Source organism: Methylobacter luteus IMV-B-3098, from assembly GCF_000427625.1.
Taxonomy (GTDB): Bacteria; Pseudomonadota; Gammaproteobacteria; order Methylococcales; family Methylomonadaceae; genus Methylobacter; species Methylobacter luteus.
On record NZ_KE386569.1, the window covers coordinates 17,073 to 33,420 of the forward strand.

Annotated in this window: 13 protein-coding genes; all 13 read left to right on the top strand. The window is 51.1% G+C overall.

Annotated elements, in window-relative coordinates; translation table 11 throughout:
- Positions 1–9 precede the first annotated feature (9 nt).
- Positions 10–414 carry an ExbD/TolR family protein gene (locus tag METLU_RS0102030; protein ID WP_027156762.1) on the top strand — a complete coding sequence of 135 codons (405 nt, stop codon included), beginning with the start codon at positions 10–12 and terminating at the stop codon, positions 412–414.
- 8 nt (positions 415–422) lie between these two features.
- Positions 423–1,073, top strand: coding sequence for an energy transducer TonB (locus METLU_RS0102035; RefSeq protein ID WP_027156763.1), 651 nt, complete (start codon positions 423–425; stop codon positions 1,071–1,073).
- A gap of 107 nt (positions 1,074–1,180) precedes the next feature.
- Entirely contained in the window at positions 1,181–2,299 is a 1,119-nt protein-coding gene (locus METLU_RS0102040) for a tetratricopeptide repeat protein (RefSeq protein ID WP_196806480.1), read from the top strand.
- A 161-nt stretch (positions 2,300–2,460) separates the two neighbouring features.
- Positions 2,461–5,610: a TonB-dependent receptor domain-containing protein gene (locus METLU_RS0102045; RefSeq protein WP_027156765.1), complete on the top strand. Its 3,150-nt coding sequence runs from the start codon at positions 2,461–2,463 to the stop codon at positions 5,608–5,610.
- A gap of 135 nt (positions 5,611–5,745) precedes the next feature.
- Positions 5,746–7,701, top strand: coding sequence for a hypothetical protein (locus METLU_RS24320; RefSeq protein ID WP_051299742.1), 1,956 nt, complete (start codon positions 5,746–5,748; stop codon positions 7,699–7,701).
- Positions 7,702–8,222: 521 nt separating this feature from the next.
- On the top strand, positions 8,223–9,338 hold the full coding sequence (gene tgt, locus METLU_RS0102060) for a tRNA guanosine(34) transglycosylase Tgt (protein WP_027156767.1): 1,116 nt from the start codon (positions 8,223–8,225) through the stop codon (positions 9,336–9,338).
- 40 nt (positions 9,339–9,378) lie between these two features.
- Entirely contained in the window at positions 9,379–9,732 is a 354-nt protein-coding gene (yajC, locus tag METLU_RS0102065) for a preprotein translocase subunit YajC (RefSeq protein WP_027156768.1), read from the top strand.
- Positions 9,733–9,807: 75 nt separating this feature from the next.
- A complete protein-coding gene (gene secD / locus METLU_RS0102070; RefSeq protein ID WP_027156769.1) occupies positions 9,808–11,655 on the top strand; it encodes a protein translocase subunit SecD in 1,848 nt (615 codons plus the stop codon).
- Between the two features lie 23 nt (positions 11,656–11,678).
- Positions 11,679–12,605 carry a protein translocase subunit SecF gene (secF, locus tag METLU_RS0102075; RefSeq protein WP_027156770.1) on the top strand — a complete coding sequence of 309 codons (927 nt, stop codon included), beginning with the start codon at positions 11,679–11,681 and terminating at the stop codon, positions 12,603–12,605.
- Positions 12,606–12,716: 111 nt separating this feature from the next.
- Positions 12,717–13,148, top strand: a complete 432-nt coding sequence (ndk, locus tag METLU_RS0102080; RefSeq protein ID WP_027156771.1) for a nucleoside-diphosphate kinase — start codon at positions 12,717–12,719, stop codon at positions 13,146–13,148.
- On the top strand, positions 13,123–14,235 hold the full coding sequence (gene rlmN, locus METLU_RS0102085) for a 23S rRNA (adenine(2503)-C(2))-methyltransferase RlmN (protein ID WP_027156772.1): 1,113 nt from the start codon (positions 13,123–13,125) through the stop codon (positions 14,233–14,235). Before ndk ends, rlmN begins: the two co-directional genes overlap by 26 nt.
- The gene (pilW, locus tag METLU_RS0102090; RefSeq protein ID WP_027156773.1) at positions 14,225–14,989 is read left to right on the top strand and encodes a type IV pilus biogenesis/stability protein PilW; all 765 of its coding nucleotides are present in this window, start codon (positions 14,225–14,227) and stop codon (positions 14,987–14,989) included. Before rlmN ends, pilW begins: the two co-directional genes overlap by 11 nt.
- Positions 14,990–15,006: 17 nt before the next feature.
- Positions 15,007–16,287 (top strand): histidine--tRNA ligase, encoded by a 1,281-nt coding sequence (gene hisS / locus METLU_RS0102095; RefSeq protein WP_027156774.1) that lies wholly within the window; start codon positions 15,007–15,009, stop codon positions 16,285–16,287.
- The last annotated feature ends 61 nt before the right edge of the window (positions 16,288–16,348 follow it).

Here is a 16,348-nt window from a genome sequence, read left to right on the forward strand (position 1 = left end):
TTAATTTCAATGAGATATCGAGAAAAGACTGATTATTCACAGGCGATGGATATTTCGCCGCTGATCGACATTGTATTCATTTTGTTGATCTTTTTCATGGTGACCACGACGTTTGTCAAAGACATGAAACTCGACCTGGAACGACCGAGCGCTTCCAGTGCCAACACGGCGTCCTCCAAGGCGATACGCTTATATATCGACAAGGCGGGCGAAACCTATCTGGACGGCAAGCCTATCAGGGTTTGGCTGATTCAGAGCAAGTTGAGGGATTTGTTAAAGGCATCGTCTTCGGCCAGCGTCCTGGTCGTGACCGATGACGGCGTGCCCGCCGGAAAACTGGTTGAAGTCGTCGATCAGGCGCGCCTGGCCGGTGCTCAAGGCGTTGGCGTCGCCACCAAAAAAGAGGCAGGTTAGGTTTTACAGTGACTGTTATCAAGATTACCGAGAAACGGAGTAAATACGTCTCGGGCTTCATCGGCATGGTAGTGGGGCCAATATTCGTATTCGGCACCGTTTTATTGATGAACCGTATGGGCGATGAAGCGGATAAAACCGATCAGCTCAAGCCTACGGAAATGACTGTGGTTAAACAGGAAAAGCCCAAGCCCAAGAAGAAAGTTGAAAAACCCAAGCCCAAGGCGAGACCGAAACAAACGCGGGCCCCGGCGCCCATTACCGGACTGAATTCCAGTTTATCGGGCATCGACCTGGGATTGTCGGGCCTGGGGACGGAAGAGCTTGATGTGGGGGATAACGGTTTATTGGGGAATGCCAATGCCTCCGTGATGACCGAGGATTCCGTTGACACGATGCCGCAGCCTAAAGTTAAAAGCAGCTTTGTTTATCCAAAAACCGCCAAAAAACGCAACATCGAGGGCTATGTCGTGCTGTCGCTGTTAATCGATGTGGATGGCACGGTCGACAAGATTCAGGTGCTTGAGTCTTCGCCGCAAGGCGTTTTCGACGACTCCGCCGTTGCCGGTATCAGAAACTGGCGTTTTACGCCCGCTCAGTATCAGGGTAAAGCGGTCAAGGTATGGGCCAAGCAGAAAATACGATTCGGATTAGGGTAGTCAATCGCATGATAAGGTTTGTTACAACAAAAAAGGTATCTCGGAGCTTTATTATCGGCCAGTCCTGCCGGATTTTGCTTTTGCTGCTGTTGAATTGCAGCATCGCCGTGAGCTATGCCAAAGACAACGACAAAAAGGATCCGGATACCTTCCCGGTCGGCGAATTAATGCCGCTTGCGGCTATGTTGATCAAGGACGGCAACCACGACCGCGCGATCAAAACGCTGCAAACCATAGACCTGGCTCAGGAAGGACTGGATCTGGCGCGCTATTACACCTTGCTGGGCATGGCGCAAATGGGGCTGAAAGACCTGGCGTCGGCCAGGGACAGTTTGAAGCAGGCGATTGCAAACGGTCAGGCCGATCCGGTTATTTTCGTCTATCTGGCGCAGGCGCAGTATGGCTTGAAAGCGTATCAGGAAACATTGGCGACCATCGATCGGGCCGGCGATGTCTTTAAAACCTATCCGGCGCTGCTGGAAATGAAGATGCAAGCGCACTGGTTGCTGAAGCAATACAGCAAAGCCTGGGATGCGCTTGCGCTGGGGGAAGCCTTGTTTCCTGATAACCACAAGTTCCTGGAACGAAAAATTTTCTATGCCCTGGACTTGGGGCTGTATCGAAACGCCGCTGAACTGGGACGGGAATATCTGGCTAAATCGGTCGCCAAGGCCGAGGATTTTGTGGCGATAGGAAATGCCCTGCGGCTCAGTCGCCAGTTTGATGAAGCGGCCAATATTCTGGAAGTCGCGCGTTTGAGTTATCCCGAACATGTCACTATCGCCAAAGTGCTGGCGCATACTTATCTGGATCAGGGCATGACTAATGCGGCAGCCGAGATATTGGAGCAGGCTTCTCAATATCATCCGGAATTCATAGCGGAAGCGGCTGAATTGTACAAGCGCGCTGGCCGTTTTTATCGGGCCTTGGAATTGAATGCGCAAATTTCAGACCAAACGACAAAACTCAAACAGCGGCTGGCCATTTTGGTCGGCCTGAAGCAGTACGAAATGGTCATCAATATGGAGCCCGCGCTGCATAGGAATCGTTTGTTGAACGATCAGAGCGTTCGCTACGCCTTGGCTTATTCCGCCTATGCGGTGAGTGATTTTGACAAAGCCAAAAAACACCTGAGCCATGTCAAAGAGCCCGGCCTGTTCAAGCAGGCCATGGAACTACAAAGATTAATGCAGGAATGCGAGACCGAAAAATGGAAATGCGCTTAACAATCAGCCTCACCCCTCCCGAGCCGGGAACAGCCTCAGGCGTGAAACCCGTTTACCGGTTGCCACTTTGCCCTTGTACCGCATTGATATTCTGACTGATCGATAATCATTGATATTTCATACCCATCAAATTCGGCAACTGCCCGAAGTTAGTATCCTTTATGACCAAGAATTATTGCTCTACCGTATTACTGTCTCTTTTGGGCCTGGTTTCTAGCGCACATGCCGAGGAATCCGCTTCGGTTTACATCTATTTATTTGAAAGCGACAAACCTTTTTCCCAGGTCGACATCGTTGTGGACGGCGGCAAGCGGGTGCAGTCGGACAGCGATGGTTCCGCACTGATGAAGCTAGAGCCCGGCCAGCATCATTTTTCATTCCGGCAGAATGGCGCGGAAATTCTGGATCTGGATGTACCGTTAAAGGCAGGGGAAAATACCCAGTTGATCATCACAACCTTCGGTCATGGGCAAGATCCCATTATAGAGATTGAAAGTTCAAGTTCGGCGGCAGTTCAAACGTCTTTGGCAACGGAAAAAAAGCCTGAAGCGCTTGGCAAAGGCGTTCTCGAAGGCGAGGTTGTCAGCGCTGAAACCCAAAAACCGGTAACCGGCGCTCAGGTTTTCATCAGCGGCATGGGCTCGGAAATAAAAACCGGCCCGCAAGGCAAATTTAAAATTGAGATGCCGGTTGGCGAGTACAGCATCTCTGTACTGCATTCCGATTTCAGTACCCAGATCAAGGACAAAGTCCAGGTGCTGGCGGACTCCACCACAACCCAGGGTTTTTCTCTCACCCCCAAAGGACTCGAGTTGCCGGAACATATGGTGCTCGAGCCTCATATTGCCGGCAGTCTGGCCTCAATTATCGAGGAGCAGAGGACAACATCCGCCGTCAGCAATATCCTGGGCGCTGAACAAATCACCCGGAGTGGCGACACCGATGCCGCCAGTGCGCTGCGGCGTGCCACCGGCTTGTCGCTGGTGGGCGGCAAGTTTGTATTCATCCGCGGCTTGGGGGAACGCTATTCCAGCACGCTGCTGAACGGCATGTCGATTCCCTCGCCGGATCCGACCCGACGGGTTGTGCCCCTGGATCTGTTTCCGAACAACGTGCTGGACAGTATCCTGATTCAAAAATCCTATTCGGTCGACCGCCAGGGCGAATTCGCCGGCGGTACCGTCGAGCTGCGCACACGCAGTATTCCGGACGACTTTTTCTTCGATCTCGGCTACCAGATCAGTTTTAATGACGACACCACATTTTCTGACGGCTTACGCTATGACGGCGGCGGCCTGGATTTTTTTGGCGCCGACGACGGAACCCGCGCACTGCCGGATTCCCTGCAAAAAGCCCTGGCCGGCGGCCAAACCATTACACCGAAATCCTTCTTCAATCCTGACGGGTTCACGGAGAAAGAGATTGACGGCTTTGGACGCGATTTATCCGGCGTCTGGGATATCGAGCAGAAGTCGATAGGACCGGATCACCGTGTCAGCCTTGGTATAGGCGACGCATACCAGGCCGGCGATTTCGGTGTCGGTTACATCGGTGCCTTGCGCTGGTCCGATGCCTGGGACACCCAGAATGAAGAGTTGAATGAGTTCAGCGTCAACCGGGGACGGCTCGATCCCAGAACTGAATTCATGATGCGCCGTACCGAGCGGGAAACGCAGACCAATGGCTATTTGGGCCTGGAAGCCCATTATACCGAGCATCAAAAACTGTTCGCCAAGGGCCTTATTCTGCGCCAGACATTTGACGAAGCACGTATCACCGAGGGTTTTAGCGACGCCGATGCCACCGATATCAAACGCTCGCGGCTTCGCTATATCGAGAACAGCCTGATCGTCGGTCAATGGGGCGGCGAGCATGCTCTGAACAGAATCGGTCATTATAATTTGCTCGACGGCATCGATTGGCTAAAGGATATCAAATTAAACTGGATCATTTCCCGCGCGTCTGCCGGCCGCGACTCGCCCGACGAGCGCGAATACCGGTTCGACAAGATCAACGGCCGCTACTTTTTTTCCCGGCGCGCGGACAGCAACCAGAGCGTGTTCTCGGAGCTCAATGACGATGATTTGAGTTATCGCGTCGATTTGGCCATTCCTTTTGAATTTCACAAAAATCTGACCGCCACCCTGTCATCGGGATTCATAGATCGCGAACTCACCCGGGATTCGGCCATCAGACGCTTCAGCTTCAATCCGTCAGGGCCCGAGTCTCGCAAGCAGGATGTTTTGGGACGGGAGTCGCTGGAAGCTATTCTGAGCGACGACCTGATCGGGCGAAACGGCTTCGTCTTGGGCGAAACCACCCGGGCGACCGATAACTATGATGCGAGCCAGAAACTGTTTTCGTACTACGGCCAAGGCGATGTTACCTTGTTCGAACGGGTTCGCCTGACCGGAGGCGTCCGGGTTGAAGACAACAATCAGACAGTCTCGACTTTTGAATTATTCAATCCGGACAAAGCGCCCATTATGTCGTCTCTGATTCAGGAAGATCTGCTGCCCTCGGCAGCGGCCACGCTGTTTGTCACCGACAAGCAACAATTGCGTTTCAGTTATTCTGAAACGCTGTCGCGCCCCGATTTTCGCGAACTTTCACCGGCGCCGTTCACCGATCCGAACAATGACAAGGAAACGGTGGGCAATCCGGATTTGCAGCAGACCGAAGTGACCAATTACGACATCCGCTGGGAATATTATTTTTCCGGAAGCGAAAACTTCAGCTTCGGCGTATTTCAAAAAGAATTGGCCAATCCGATCGAAACCATTTTGCTGCCAGGGCCCGCGGGGTTGCTGACGCTGCAAAACGCCGATAGGGCCGAGCTCTATGGTTTCGAGGTCGAAGCTTTGAAAAACCTGGATTTCATTGCACCCGAGCTGGAAAACTTTTATATCGGCGGCAACTATACCTGGTCGGAATCGGAAATCGAGCTCAAGCCCGAAAATTTACAGACCCAGACGACCAATTTCAGACCCTTGCAAGGCCATTCCAAGTATATCGTCAACGCCCAGGTCGGCTATGACAATCCGGATAACGGGATTACCGCCACGCTGCTTTACAACACCGTCGGCAAACGCATCACTGAAGTGGGTTCACTGGGGGCTCCCGATAAATATGAACAACCGTTCGACCAGCTTGATTTCGTTTTTCGCTACAAGTTTATGGATCACCTCACCGTGTCCTTCAATGCCCGAAATCTGCTTGACGACAAGGTTGTTGTGACCCAAGGCAATGAAGTCACCCGTAGTTTCAGGCGGGGCAGCGAGTTCAGATTGGGCCTTCAGATGGAGTTCTGACCACGGCAGGCCTGATTGCCGTTTGTTGATGTCACATTGATTTCATACAGGGCCTTTACAATCCGAAAGGCACTTGCGGGGTTCTTACAAGCTCGACCTTTAACACAAGCAATACATAACCAAGGAGCAAACTTAATGCTATCACCGACAACTTTTATACCACACAAATCCATCCTGACGGTCCTGACCATCTTTGGTGGTACGGTATTGAGCGGCGCGGCCAATGCCGGCGCCGCCAATTTTGATTCCGCATCCTCGACCTTGCATATCCAGGCGGTCGATGTGGATGCGAATACTTTCGATGCCACTCTGGCGATGACCAGAACTTCCGAACCTTTTCAATTTGATCTGACCAAAGCCGTGCAAATCGCGCAATCCGCAGGCGAACGCGCGCTCTTTGATCCGGTCGCCAACAAAGTGTTCATTCCATCCGTCACCGTCGACAATGGCGGCGATGAATTTGTCGCCGAACTGGAACTGGTGCCCGGATCCAACCCCATGCGCTTCACCGTCACCAAACTGGAACCCGGCTCTAAAGGGATAGCGAATTTTGATTCCGCCACTTCAACCTTGCGCATCAAGGCTGTCGATATCCCGGTAAGCGCCTCCAAGGCGAACACTGTCGACGCCACCCTGAAGTTGGTTGGAACCAGCCCTTTCCTGTTTGAATTGACCGATAGTGCTGTAGTCGCGCAACCCGCCGGCGAGCGCGCTCATTTTGATCCAGCCGTCAACAAGGTGTTCATTCCAAAGGTGACTATCGATAACGGCAGCGCTGCCTCTTTCGCCGAACTGGAACTGGTGCCCGGATTCAACCCCATGCGCTTCACAGTCACCAGACTGCACAGCACCGAGTTTACAGGTTGTCCGGAGTTTTCGCAGCCGCTGGGCGAGAATGCCTGTCTATTGTCCGGCAGCATCACGCAGGACGTGACTTTATCCAATGAGATTTTATGGGTGCTGTCGGGCGGCGTCGATATCGGCGGCGATAATGCGCAACCGGCCACTTTGACCATCGAACCCGATACCCGTATCGTTGGCCAGGCCGGCGCCGATTTCCTTTATATCAACAGGGGCTCTAAAATCAATGCCGTCGGTACGCCGCAACATCCGATCATTTTTACCGGTCCGGCTGATGATGACACAGACGCGCTGACTCCGGGCGCTTGGGGGGGGGTTGTCATCGCAGGCAACGCTCCGGTTAACGGTTGTAATACTTCGGTTGCCGTCTGTGTACAATTCGACGAGGCTCTGACCCGACCTTACGGCGGCAATGAGGCCAACGAAAACAGCGGTATCCTCAAATACGCGCAAATCCGCTTCGCCGGCAACCAGATTCGTCCGGACCAGGAATTGAACGCTTTGACCTTACTAGGCGTAGGTTCTGGCACCACGATCGATTTTGTTCAGCTACACAAAGGCAGTGACGACGGTATCGAAATGTTCGGCGGCGCCGTAAACTTCAAGCATGTCGTCACTACTGGCATCTCCGACGACAATGTCGATTGGGGACAGGGCTGGACCGGCAAGGCGCAATTCGTGCTGATGAAACAAATTGAGGACGACGGCGACAATGGTATCGAAGCCGATAACAACGAAGGCGATTTCAACAGCCTGCCGCGTTCCAAACCGATGTTGGCCAACATCACCGCGATCGGCACCGGCAATCCCGGTGTTGGTGGCGACGGTGCATTGCTCAGACGCGGCACCGGCGCCAATATTTACAACTCTGTGTTCACCGGATTCCGCAGATCCTGCTTGAACATCGATTCCGACGCCACTTTCCAAAATGCCGGCATCCCGGGTAATTTGACCGGTCAATTGACTATGGTCAATACTTACGTCGACTGTCCCGTTAATTTCAACGAACAGGCGGGCGATGCCTTCCTTGTCAGCGACTGGTTTATGACGCAAGAGGGCAATGAAGCGGCGGATCCCCAGTTAAACGACTTCCTGCCTGCACCTGCATCGCCGCTGCTCTCAGCCGGCGCGCCTGTGGCGGATAGTTTTTTTGACGCTACCAGTTATTCCGGCGCATTTGCTGACGAAAATGACAACTGGACTAAAGGCTGGACCTTCGGCTTGAACTAAGGTTCGTTAAAATCATCTTGTAATATATTGTAAAATCCAGATAAGATTTTACGTATAAGACAACAGCATGAGGCAGCGGCTTGCAGATGCAGACCGCTGCTTTTTTTTGTGCGAAACAAAATGATCCGCCCTATCAAATTCATTGATCTTAAGATCTGATGTTACGCATGGGGGGCGTTTTCATCCTGCCTGCTGGCGACAGATTGTTAAAGCCTGGCCTTTATGCAATTCAGTGGCTTCATCGTCTGAAAGGCCAGGCTTTAGTTGGGCAAGGGCGAACCTATGTGTTCGCCCTTGCCCAACGGTTCCCCCTCGGCCAATGGTTTTTCGGTAACCTGTCGTGCACCGGACACAGGGCGGACACGCAGGTCCGCCCCTACAACTGCGTAACATCAGTTAAGATAACTGACAATGGTTTTTTTATTCTTATATAATGGCGGCCGGATAGTAAGGCCACAGGGCAGCGGCGAATACCCCAGTTTTTTCAACATCCATTCAGAACCCTTTTTCCTGAATTTATAATGCAATTCGAATTAATCAATACTGACGGTCACGCCCGGCGCGGCCGGCTCAAATTTGCCCGCGGCATTGTAGAAACCCCGATTTTTATGCCAGTCGGCACCTATGGCGCCGTTAAATCATTGACGCCGGAAGACCTGACGGGCGTCGGCGCGCAGATTATTCTGGGGAATACGTTTCATCTCATGTTGCGGCCGGGCACTGAAGTCATGAAGATACATGGCGATCTGCATGATTTTATGGGATGGAACAAACCCATCCTGACCGATTCCGGCGGTTTTCAGGTATTCAGTCTCGGCGCGTTAAGAAAAATTACCGAACAGGGCGTCACTTTTAAATCACCCATCAACGGTAGCTCGATTTTCATGGGGCCCGAAGAATCGATGCGGGTGCAGCGTGATCTCGGGTCCGATATCGTCATGATATTTGACGAATGCACGCCGTATCCGGCGACCGTTCATGAGGCGGCAGACTCCATGCGCCTATCCTTGCGCTGGGCGGCGCGCAGCAAGAAAGCGCATGGCGATAATGAATCCGCCTTGTTTGGCATCGTGCAGGGCGGCATGTATGAGCATTTGCGCCAGGAGTCGATAGACGGACTGGTCGATATCGGCTTTGATGGTTACGCTATCGGCGGCTTGTCCGTAGGCGAGCCGAAAGAGGAAATGATGAACACGCTCGACGTCGTGCACCCTAAAATGCCGGTCGATAAGCCGCGTTATCTGATGGGGGTCGGTACGCCGGAAGATCTGGTTGAAGCAGTCAGGCGCGGTATTGACATGTTCGACTGCGTGATGCCAACGCGCAATGCACGCAACGGCCATCTTTTCACCACTACCGGCGTGATAAAAATCAGGAATAGCCAGTATCAATTCGATACCAATCCCCTGGATGAGTCCTGTGGCTGCTATACCTGCCGCAACTATTCCAGAGCCTATCTGAAACATCTGGACAGATGTGGAGAAATGCTGGGCTCCAGGCTCAATACCATTCACAACCTGTATTACTACCTGAGCCTGATGCAAGGATTACGCGATGCGATTGAAAGGCAAGAGCTGGGTGCTTTTGTCAAGCAATTTTACCAACAACGAGGAAAAGCCGTGCCGACTGTGGCATAATGGCTAAATTTTTATTACATAATAACAACCGAGGATAATGATGAGTTTTTTTATTTCTGACGCTTTAGCGGAAGCCGCGGCTCCTGCAGCCCAACAACCCGGTATTGAAGGCATGCTGTTTCCGTTGGGGATTCTGGTGTTTTTCTATTTTCTGTTCCTGCGTCCGCAAGCCAAGAAAGCCAAAGAACAAAAGCAGATGCTAGCGGCCTTGAATAAGGGCGTCGAAGTCGTGACTACCGGCGGCATTCTGGGCAAGATCGTTGATCTGGACGAGAATTTCGTCAAGCTTGAAATTAGCGACAACATTTTTATTCAAGTCCAGCGTCATGCCATTGCCAGCCTGATGCCAAAAGGAACTTACAAAGCGGTAGCCAAAAAGGTTAATAAAGCTTAATTATTGTCCCCGGTGTCAGAGCTTGTCGGCAATAGTCGATACGACTAAGACGTTGTTCAATCGATGGAATAACACATGCAGAACACTTTCCCCCTTTGGAAAAATTTATTAATCCTGATCATTTTTATGGTCGGGCTTGTTTACGCGTTACCGAATTTGTACGGCGACGATCCTTCTGTTCAGGTCTCGTCAACACGAGAAACCAAAGTAGAGCAGGCACAGGCAGATCTGGTCGAATCCGCTATTAAAGCGGCTGGATTTGGTGTCAAGTCGTTTGAGTTTAAGGAAGGCCGTGTTTTAGTCCGGTTTAACAACACGGATGATCAGCTCAAGGCGGCAGATCTGCTCAGAGATAAACTGGGCAGCGATTATACGGTGGCGTTAAATCTGGCGCCTGTTACACCGGAATGGCTGCAATCCTTGGGCGCCAAGGCTATGTACCTGGGCCTGGACTTGCGTGGTGGTGTGCATTTCCTGCTCGAAGTAGACATGGATGCGGCCGTCAAGCAGGCTGAAGAACGTTACAATGAAGATGTTCGCCTGGCATTAAGAAGCGCAAAAATCCATTATCATTCAGTTTCCAAAGATAATGGCTACATTAAAGTCAAACTGAAATCAGCCGATGAAAAACCGGCTTTATTGTCATTGCTGGGTAAGGATTTTCGCACGCTGGATCTGACTGAGCCGGCTGCTCAGGATGAAGTGTGGCTGAAACTTTCCGAAGCCGAAATTCGCGAGATTAAAAAATTCGCCGTGGCGCAAAATATGACCACATTACGCAACCGAGTCAATGAGCTCGGTGTGGCGGAGCCTGTCATACAGCAACAAGGTCAGGATCGTATCGTCGTGCAGTTGCCCGGCGTGCAGGATACGGCGCGCGCCAAGGAAATCCTCGGCACCACGGCGACCCTGGAATACCGGCTTGTTGATGTCGAACATGACGTGCAGAAGGCTGTGCGGGGTCAGGTTCCCGTGGCCAGTCGTTTATATTATGACAAAAACGGCAGCCCCATTCTGTTGGATCGGCGCGTTATCGTGACCGGTGACCAGATTGTCGATGCCTCATCGGGCATGGATCAGGACGGCCAGCCTATGGTATCGATTACGCTGAACGGCGTTGGCGCCACGAAGATGGGCAAAATCACCCAAGCCAATATTGGCAGACCTATGGCGGTGGTCTTTATTGAATACAAAGTCAACACCAAAGTGATCAATGGCCAGAAGGTTTTCCATAAGGAAAAAGTCGAGAAGGTCATCAGTGTGGCAACGATTCGCGACGCCTTTAGCAAACGCTTTCAGACAACCGGTCTGGATAGCCCTGAGGAAGCGCGCAATCTTGCTCTCCTCTTGAGAGCAGGGGCATTGGCTGCACCGGTCGATATCGTGGAAGAACGCACAGTCGGACCAAGCCTTGGACAGGACAACATCAACAAAGGTGTAACATCGGCAACGGTGGGCTTTGTCCTGGTGCTGGCGTTTATGGCGGTCTATTACAGGCTTTTCGGCGTGGTGGCCAATATTGCACTGGCGTTTAACGTGGTTATTCTGGTGGCGATATTATCGATGTTACAGGCGACTCTGACGTTGCCTGGCATTGCCGGGATCGTTTTGACGGTCGGTATGTCAGTTGATGCTAACGTCTTGATCTTTGAACGTATTCGTGAAGAAATCAGAAACGGCAATTCGCCGCAATCCAGTATCTTTCTGGGCTATGAAAAAGCGTTTGCGACCATTTTCGATTCCAACCTGACGACTTTGCTGACCGCTATCATGTTATTCGTTTTCGGCAGCGGCTCTGTGAAAGGATTTGCCGTGACACTATCAATTGGTATCCTGACTTCAATGTTTACCGCAACTGTCGGTTCGCGGATGATCATTAACTGGATTTACGGCAACCGCAGGGTTGAGAAACTGTCTATTTAGGCTCTGTAGAGAAGATTAAGAACATGTTAAAACGAAATATAAACTTTTTAGGCAGACGCAAAATAGCGCTGATATTATCCAGTGTTTTGCTGATCATTTCGATCGCTTCGCTTGCCGTGCGAGGATTACAGTTGGGTATTGACTTTACCGGCGGTACGCTCGTGGAAGTAGGCTATCCGCAAACGGCCGACCTGTCGGTAGTGCGTAATTCATTAAATGAAGCTGGTTTCGGCGATGCTACCGTTCAGCATTATGGTACAACCAAGGATGTGTTGATTCGTCTGAAAACTCATGAAGGCATCAGCGAAAAGGAATTAAGCACCAAGGTGCTGGAGGCCATCAATAAAAATGCGGCGGAATCTGCGCAATTGCGTCGGGTTGAATTTGTAGGGCCTCAGGTTGGCGAAGAGCTGGCTCAAGATGGCGGTCTGGCGTTATTGTTTTCGATGATCGGCATTTTGATTTATGTGGCCTGGCGTTTTGAGTGGAAGTTCGCTTTGGGTTCGGTAGCTGCGCTGGTGCATGATGTGATTATCACGTTAGGCTTGTTTTCCATTTTCGGTTTGGAATTTGATCTGACAGTATTGGCGGCGATCCTGGCACTGATCGGTTATTCGCTGAATGACACCATTGTCGTTTTTGACCGTATTCGCGAGAATTTCAGAAAATTCAGAAAAGGCTCATCGGAAGAAATCATGAATATTTCGCTGAATGAAACGTTGAGCCGGACCATACTGACTTCTTTTACGGTCGTGCTGGTGTTGCTTGCCCTGGCATTCCTAGGCGGCGCCATTATTCATAATTTTGCGATTGCACTTTTATTCGGCGTATTTGTCGGAACGTATTCTTCCATTTTTGTCGCCAGTGCCTTGGCTTTAACTTGGGGCGTCAGCGCTGAAGACTTGATGATACCGGTAAAAGAAGGCGCGGATATCGATCAAATGCCTTAATGAAAACAGTATTTGACCGGCAATATTTTCAGGTATCTTCGAAATAGCCGGTCATTATCGGATATAATAAATAGTTATTAATTTTTATTTAAATTTGGAGTTTTGAAACACATGGCGATAGAACGCACTTTTTCAATTATTAAACCTGACGCTGTAGCAAAAAATGTCATCGGCGAAATTTACAGCCGCTTTGAAAAAAACGGCTTACAAATCGTTGCCGCTAAAATGGTGCATTTAACTCAAGAACAGGCTGAAGGCTTCTACGCGGAACACAAAGAGCGCGGCTTCTTTAAAGACCTGGTGTCTTTCATGATTTCAGGTCCGGTCATGATGCAGGTATTGGAAGGTGAAAATGCGGTTCTGAAAAATCGCGAACTGATGGGCGCCACCAATCCTAAGGAAGCTGCAGCCGGCACCATTCGCGCTGATTTCGCCAACAGCATCGACGAAAATGCCGTGCATGGCTCCGATGCGTTGGAAACAGCCAAAAGGGAAATCGCTTTCTTTTTCTCAGAAAATGAACTCTGTGCACGTACCCGCTAATCAAAAACGCATCAATCTGCTAGATTTCGACAGAAAAGGCCTCGCGGCTTTTTTTGTCGAGATAGGCGAGAAACCTTTCCGCGCAACGCAACTGCTTAAATGGATTTATCAGGAAGACGTCCAGGACTTCGACCTGATGACCAATTTAAGCAAATCGTTGCGCGCGTATTTAAATGAACACTGCTGCATTGAAACGCCCGAAATCGTCGTGGAACAAATCGCTACAGACGGTACCTGCAAATGGGCGTTACAGACTCATTGCGGCAACCGAGTGGAAACGGTTTTCATTCCAGAGGAAGGGCGCGGTACGCTTTGCGTGTCTTCGCAAATTGGCTGCGCTCTGGCCTGCTCGTTTTGCTCCACGGCTCAGCAGGGTTTTAACCGTAACCTGACGACGGCTGAAATTATCGGACAGGTATTTGTCGCTCAGAAGCGCTTAGGTCCCGACAACCGCATTACCAATGTCGTCATGATGGGCATGGGTGAGCCGTTGCTGAACTTTGACAACGTCGTGGCGGCCATGAACCTGATGATGGATGATTTCGCCTACGGACTGTCCAAGCGCCGCGTCACGATCAGCACCTCAGGCGTGGTACCAGCCATGTATCGCTTGACGGAAGTCTGCGACGTCAGCCTGGCCGTGTCGTTGCATGCCGTGACCGATGAATTGAGGGATGAACTGGTCCCCATCAATAAAAAATATCCGCTCAAGGAGCTGATGGCAGCCTGTAGAGAAAACGTCAAGATCGCACCGCGACGCAAGATTACGTTTGAATACGTGATGCTGGAGGGCATTAATGACTCGATGCAGGACGCGCGGGGATTGATCAAGCTATTAAAAAGCGTGCCGTCAAAACTGAATCTGATTCCGTTTAATCCTTTTCCGAACTCTCCCTACCGGTGTTCCAGCAACGAGACGATCAACCGTTTCAGAATGCTCTTGAACGAGGCCGGGATCGTTACGACAGTCAGGCGCACACGTGGAGAGGACATTGACGCCGCTTGTGGCCAGCTGGTCGGAAAAGTAGCGGATAAAAGTCGTAGACATCTGAAAATCAAACTTGCGAGTTCCGAACGTGCAGCCTGAATCAAGCAAAGTCATTAAGCTTTTTAGTATCATCCTGCTGACATCGGTATTGACCGCCTGCGCCGGGATGGGCGGAAAAAGCGCAAAAAATAAAGAATCCGCCGATGTCCATCTAGAGCTGGGCGTGCGCTATATGGGCATGAATAAGCTGGAACTGGCTAAAGAGAACCTGTTGGTGGCGCTGAAGAAAGACCCGGACAATGTCAAGGTGCATAATGCGCTGGCTTTTCTGTATGAAAAAATCAACCTGTATGACGAAGCCAATGATCATTATGAGACAGGGCTGAAACTGGCGCCTGATGATCTGGGCGCGCAAAACAATTATGGTCGTTTCCTTTGCGAGCGAGGCAAGTATGAGGAGGGCGTCGCCTTATTGACCCAGGCAACCTCCACACCGTTAAATGACAGGCCGTGGATGGCGTTGACCAACCTCGGACGTTGCCAGGTCGGTATGGGGCAGCCGCAAAAAGCCGAAACTTATTTCCGGCAAGCATTGGATACAAATAAGACCTATGCGCCCGCATTGCTGGAAATGCAAAAGCTCAGCTATAAAAAAGGCGAATATTGGGCAACGAAGGGCTATTTGCAGCGCTATCTCGATGTGGCGCCTCATACGTCTGAAACCTTATGGTATGCGATGCAGGCTGAGCGTGCGCTAGGTAATCAGGAGCCGGCCGAAGAATACCGGCAGCAATTATTGGAAAAATTCCCTCTTTCGAACGAAGCAAAAAAGACCACGCCTGCTCAACGCTAACAGGCTCTATCATACTCATGGCAAATAATATTCAAGCAATTCGCGGGATGCACGACGTGCTTCCCGAGCAGGCACCGCTCTGGCAATACGCGGAACACATCATAAGAGACGTACTCGGCGCTTATGGCTATAGTGAAATCCGGCTGCCTATCGTAGAAAAAACGGAACTTTTTAAACGCTCTATCGGCGAAGTGACTGATATTGTCGAGAAAGAAATGTATACGTTCGAAGACAGGAACGGCGACTCCTTGACGCTTCGGCCCGAAGGTACGGCTGGCTGTCTCAGGGCCTGCCTGGAGCATGGCTTGCTGCACAATCAGGTACACCGACTGTGGTATTACGGGCCTATGTATCGCCATGAACGACCGCAGAAAGGCCGCTACCGCCAGTTTTTTCAACTGGGCGTGGAAGCCTACGGCATGGCCGGCCCCGATATTGATGTCGAGCTGATCCTGATGATAGATCGTTTGTGGAAAAAACTCGGTATCCGCGACAAGGTCAGATTGCAGCTCAATTCGCTTGGCACGATTGCCGAGCGGGCGCTTTATCGGGAAACATTGGTCAGCTATTTCCAAGGGCATCTGGATCAGCTGGATGAGGACAGCTTGCGCCGTCTGGCAACCAACCCGTTGCGTATCCTCGATACCAAGAATCCGGCCATGAAAGAAGTAGTCGCCAATGCGCCGGAATTAATGGCTTATCTGGGCGATGACAGCCGCAATCATTTTAATATGCTGACCGCCACGCTCGATGATCTGGGTATCTCATACGAACTCAACTCCAGATTGGTGCGAGGCCTCGATTATTACGGCAAGACCGTTTTTGAATGGGTGACCGATGAACTGGGCGCGCAGGGCACCGTTTGTGCGGGCGGCCGCTATGACAGTTTGATCGAACAATTGGGCGGCAAAGCCAATCATGCGGTCGGTTTTGCCATGGGCATGGAGCGGCTGCTGGCCTTGGTGGAAATGCTGGACACTGTCCCAGTGGCTAGACCCGTAGACGTTTATATGATCCGCGTAGGCGAAAAAGCCGAAAAGGAAGGTTTGCGTTTTGCCGAAACCATCAGGGAAGAAATTCCCGGTTTGAAGCTTCAGGTCAATTGCGGCGGCGGCAGCTTCAAAAGCCAGTTTAAAAAGGCCGATAAAATAGGCGCCGAATATGCCATCATCCTGGGCGATGATGAAGTCAGTCGCGGCGAGGTCGGTATCAAATCCCTACGGCATGAGCAAGAGCAACAGACCTTGTCCCAGCCGCAAGCCATTGCATTTTTTAAAGAGCATCTGCAATCCCGCTAGCTTCAAACAGTATCTGGCGGGCATAAAATTTTACCGTTTCCTTAATAATCACACACAAGAG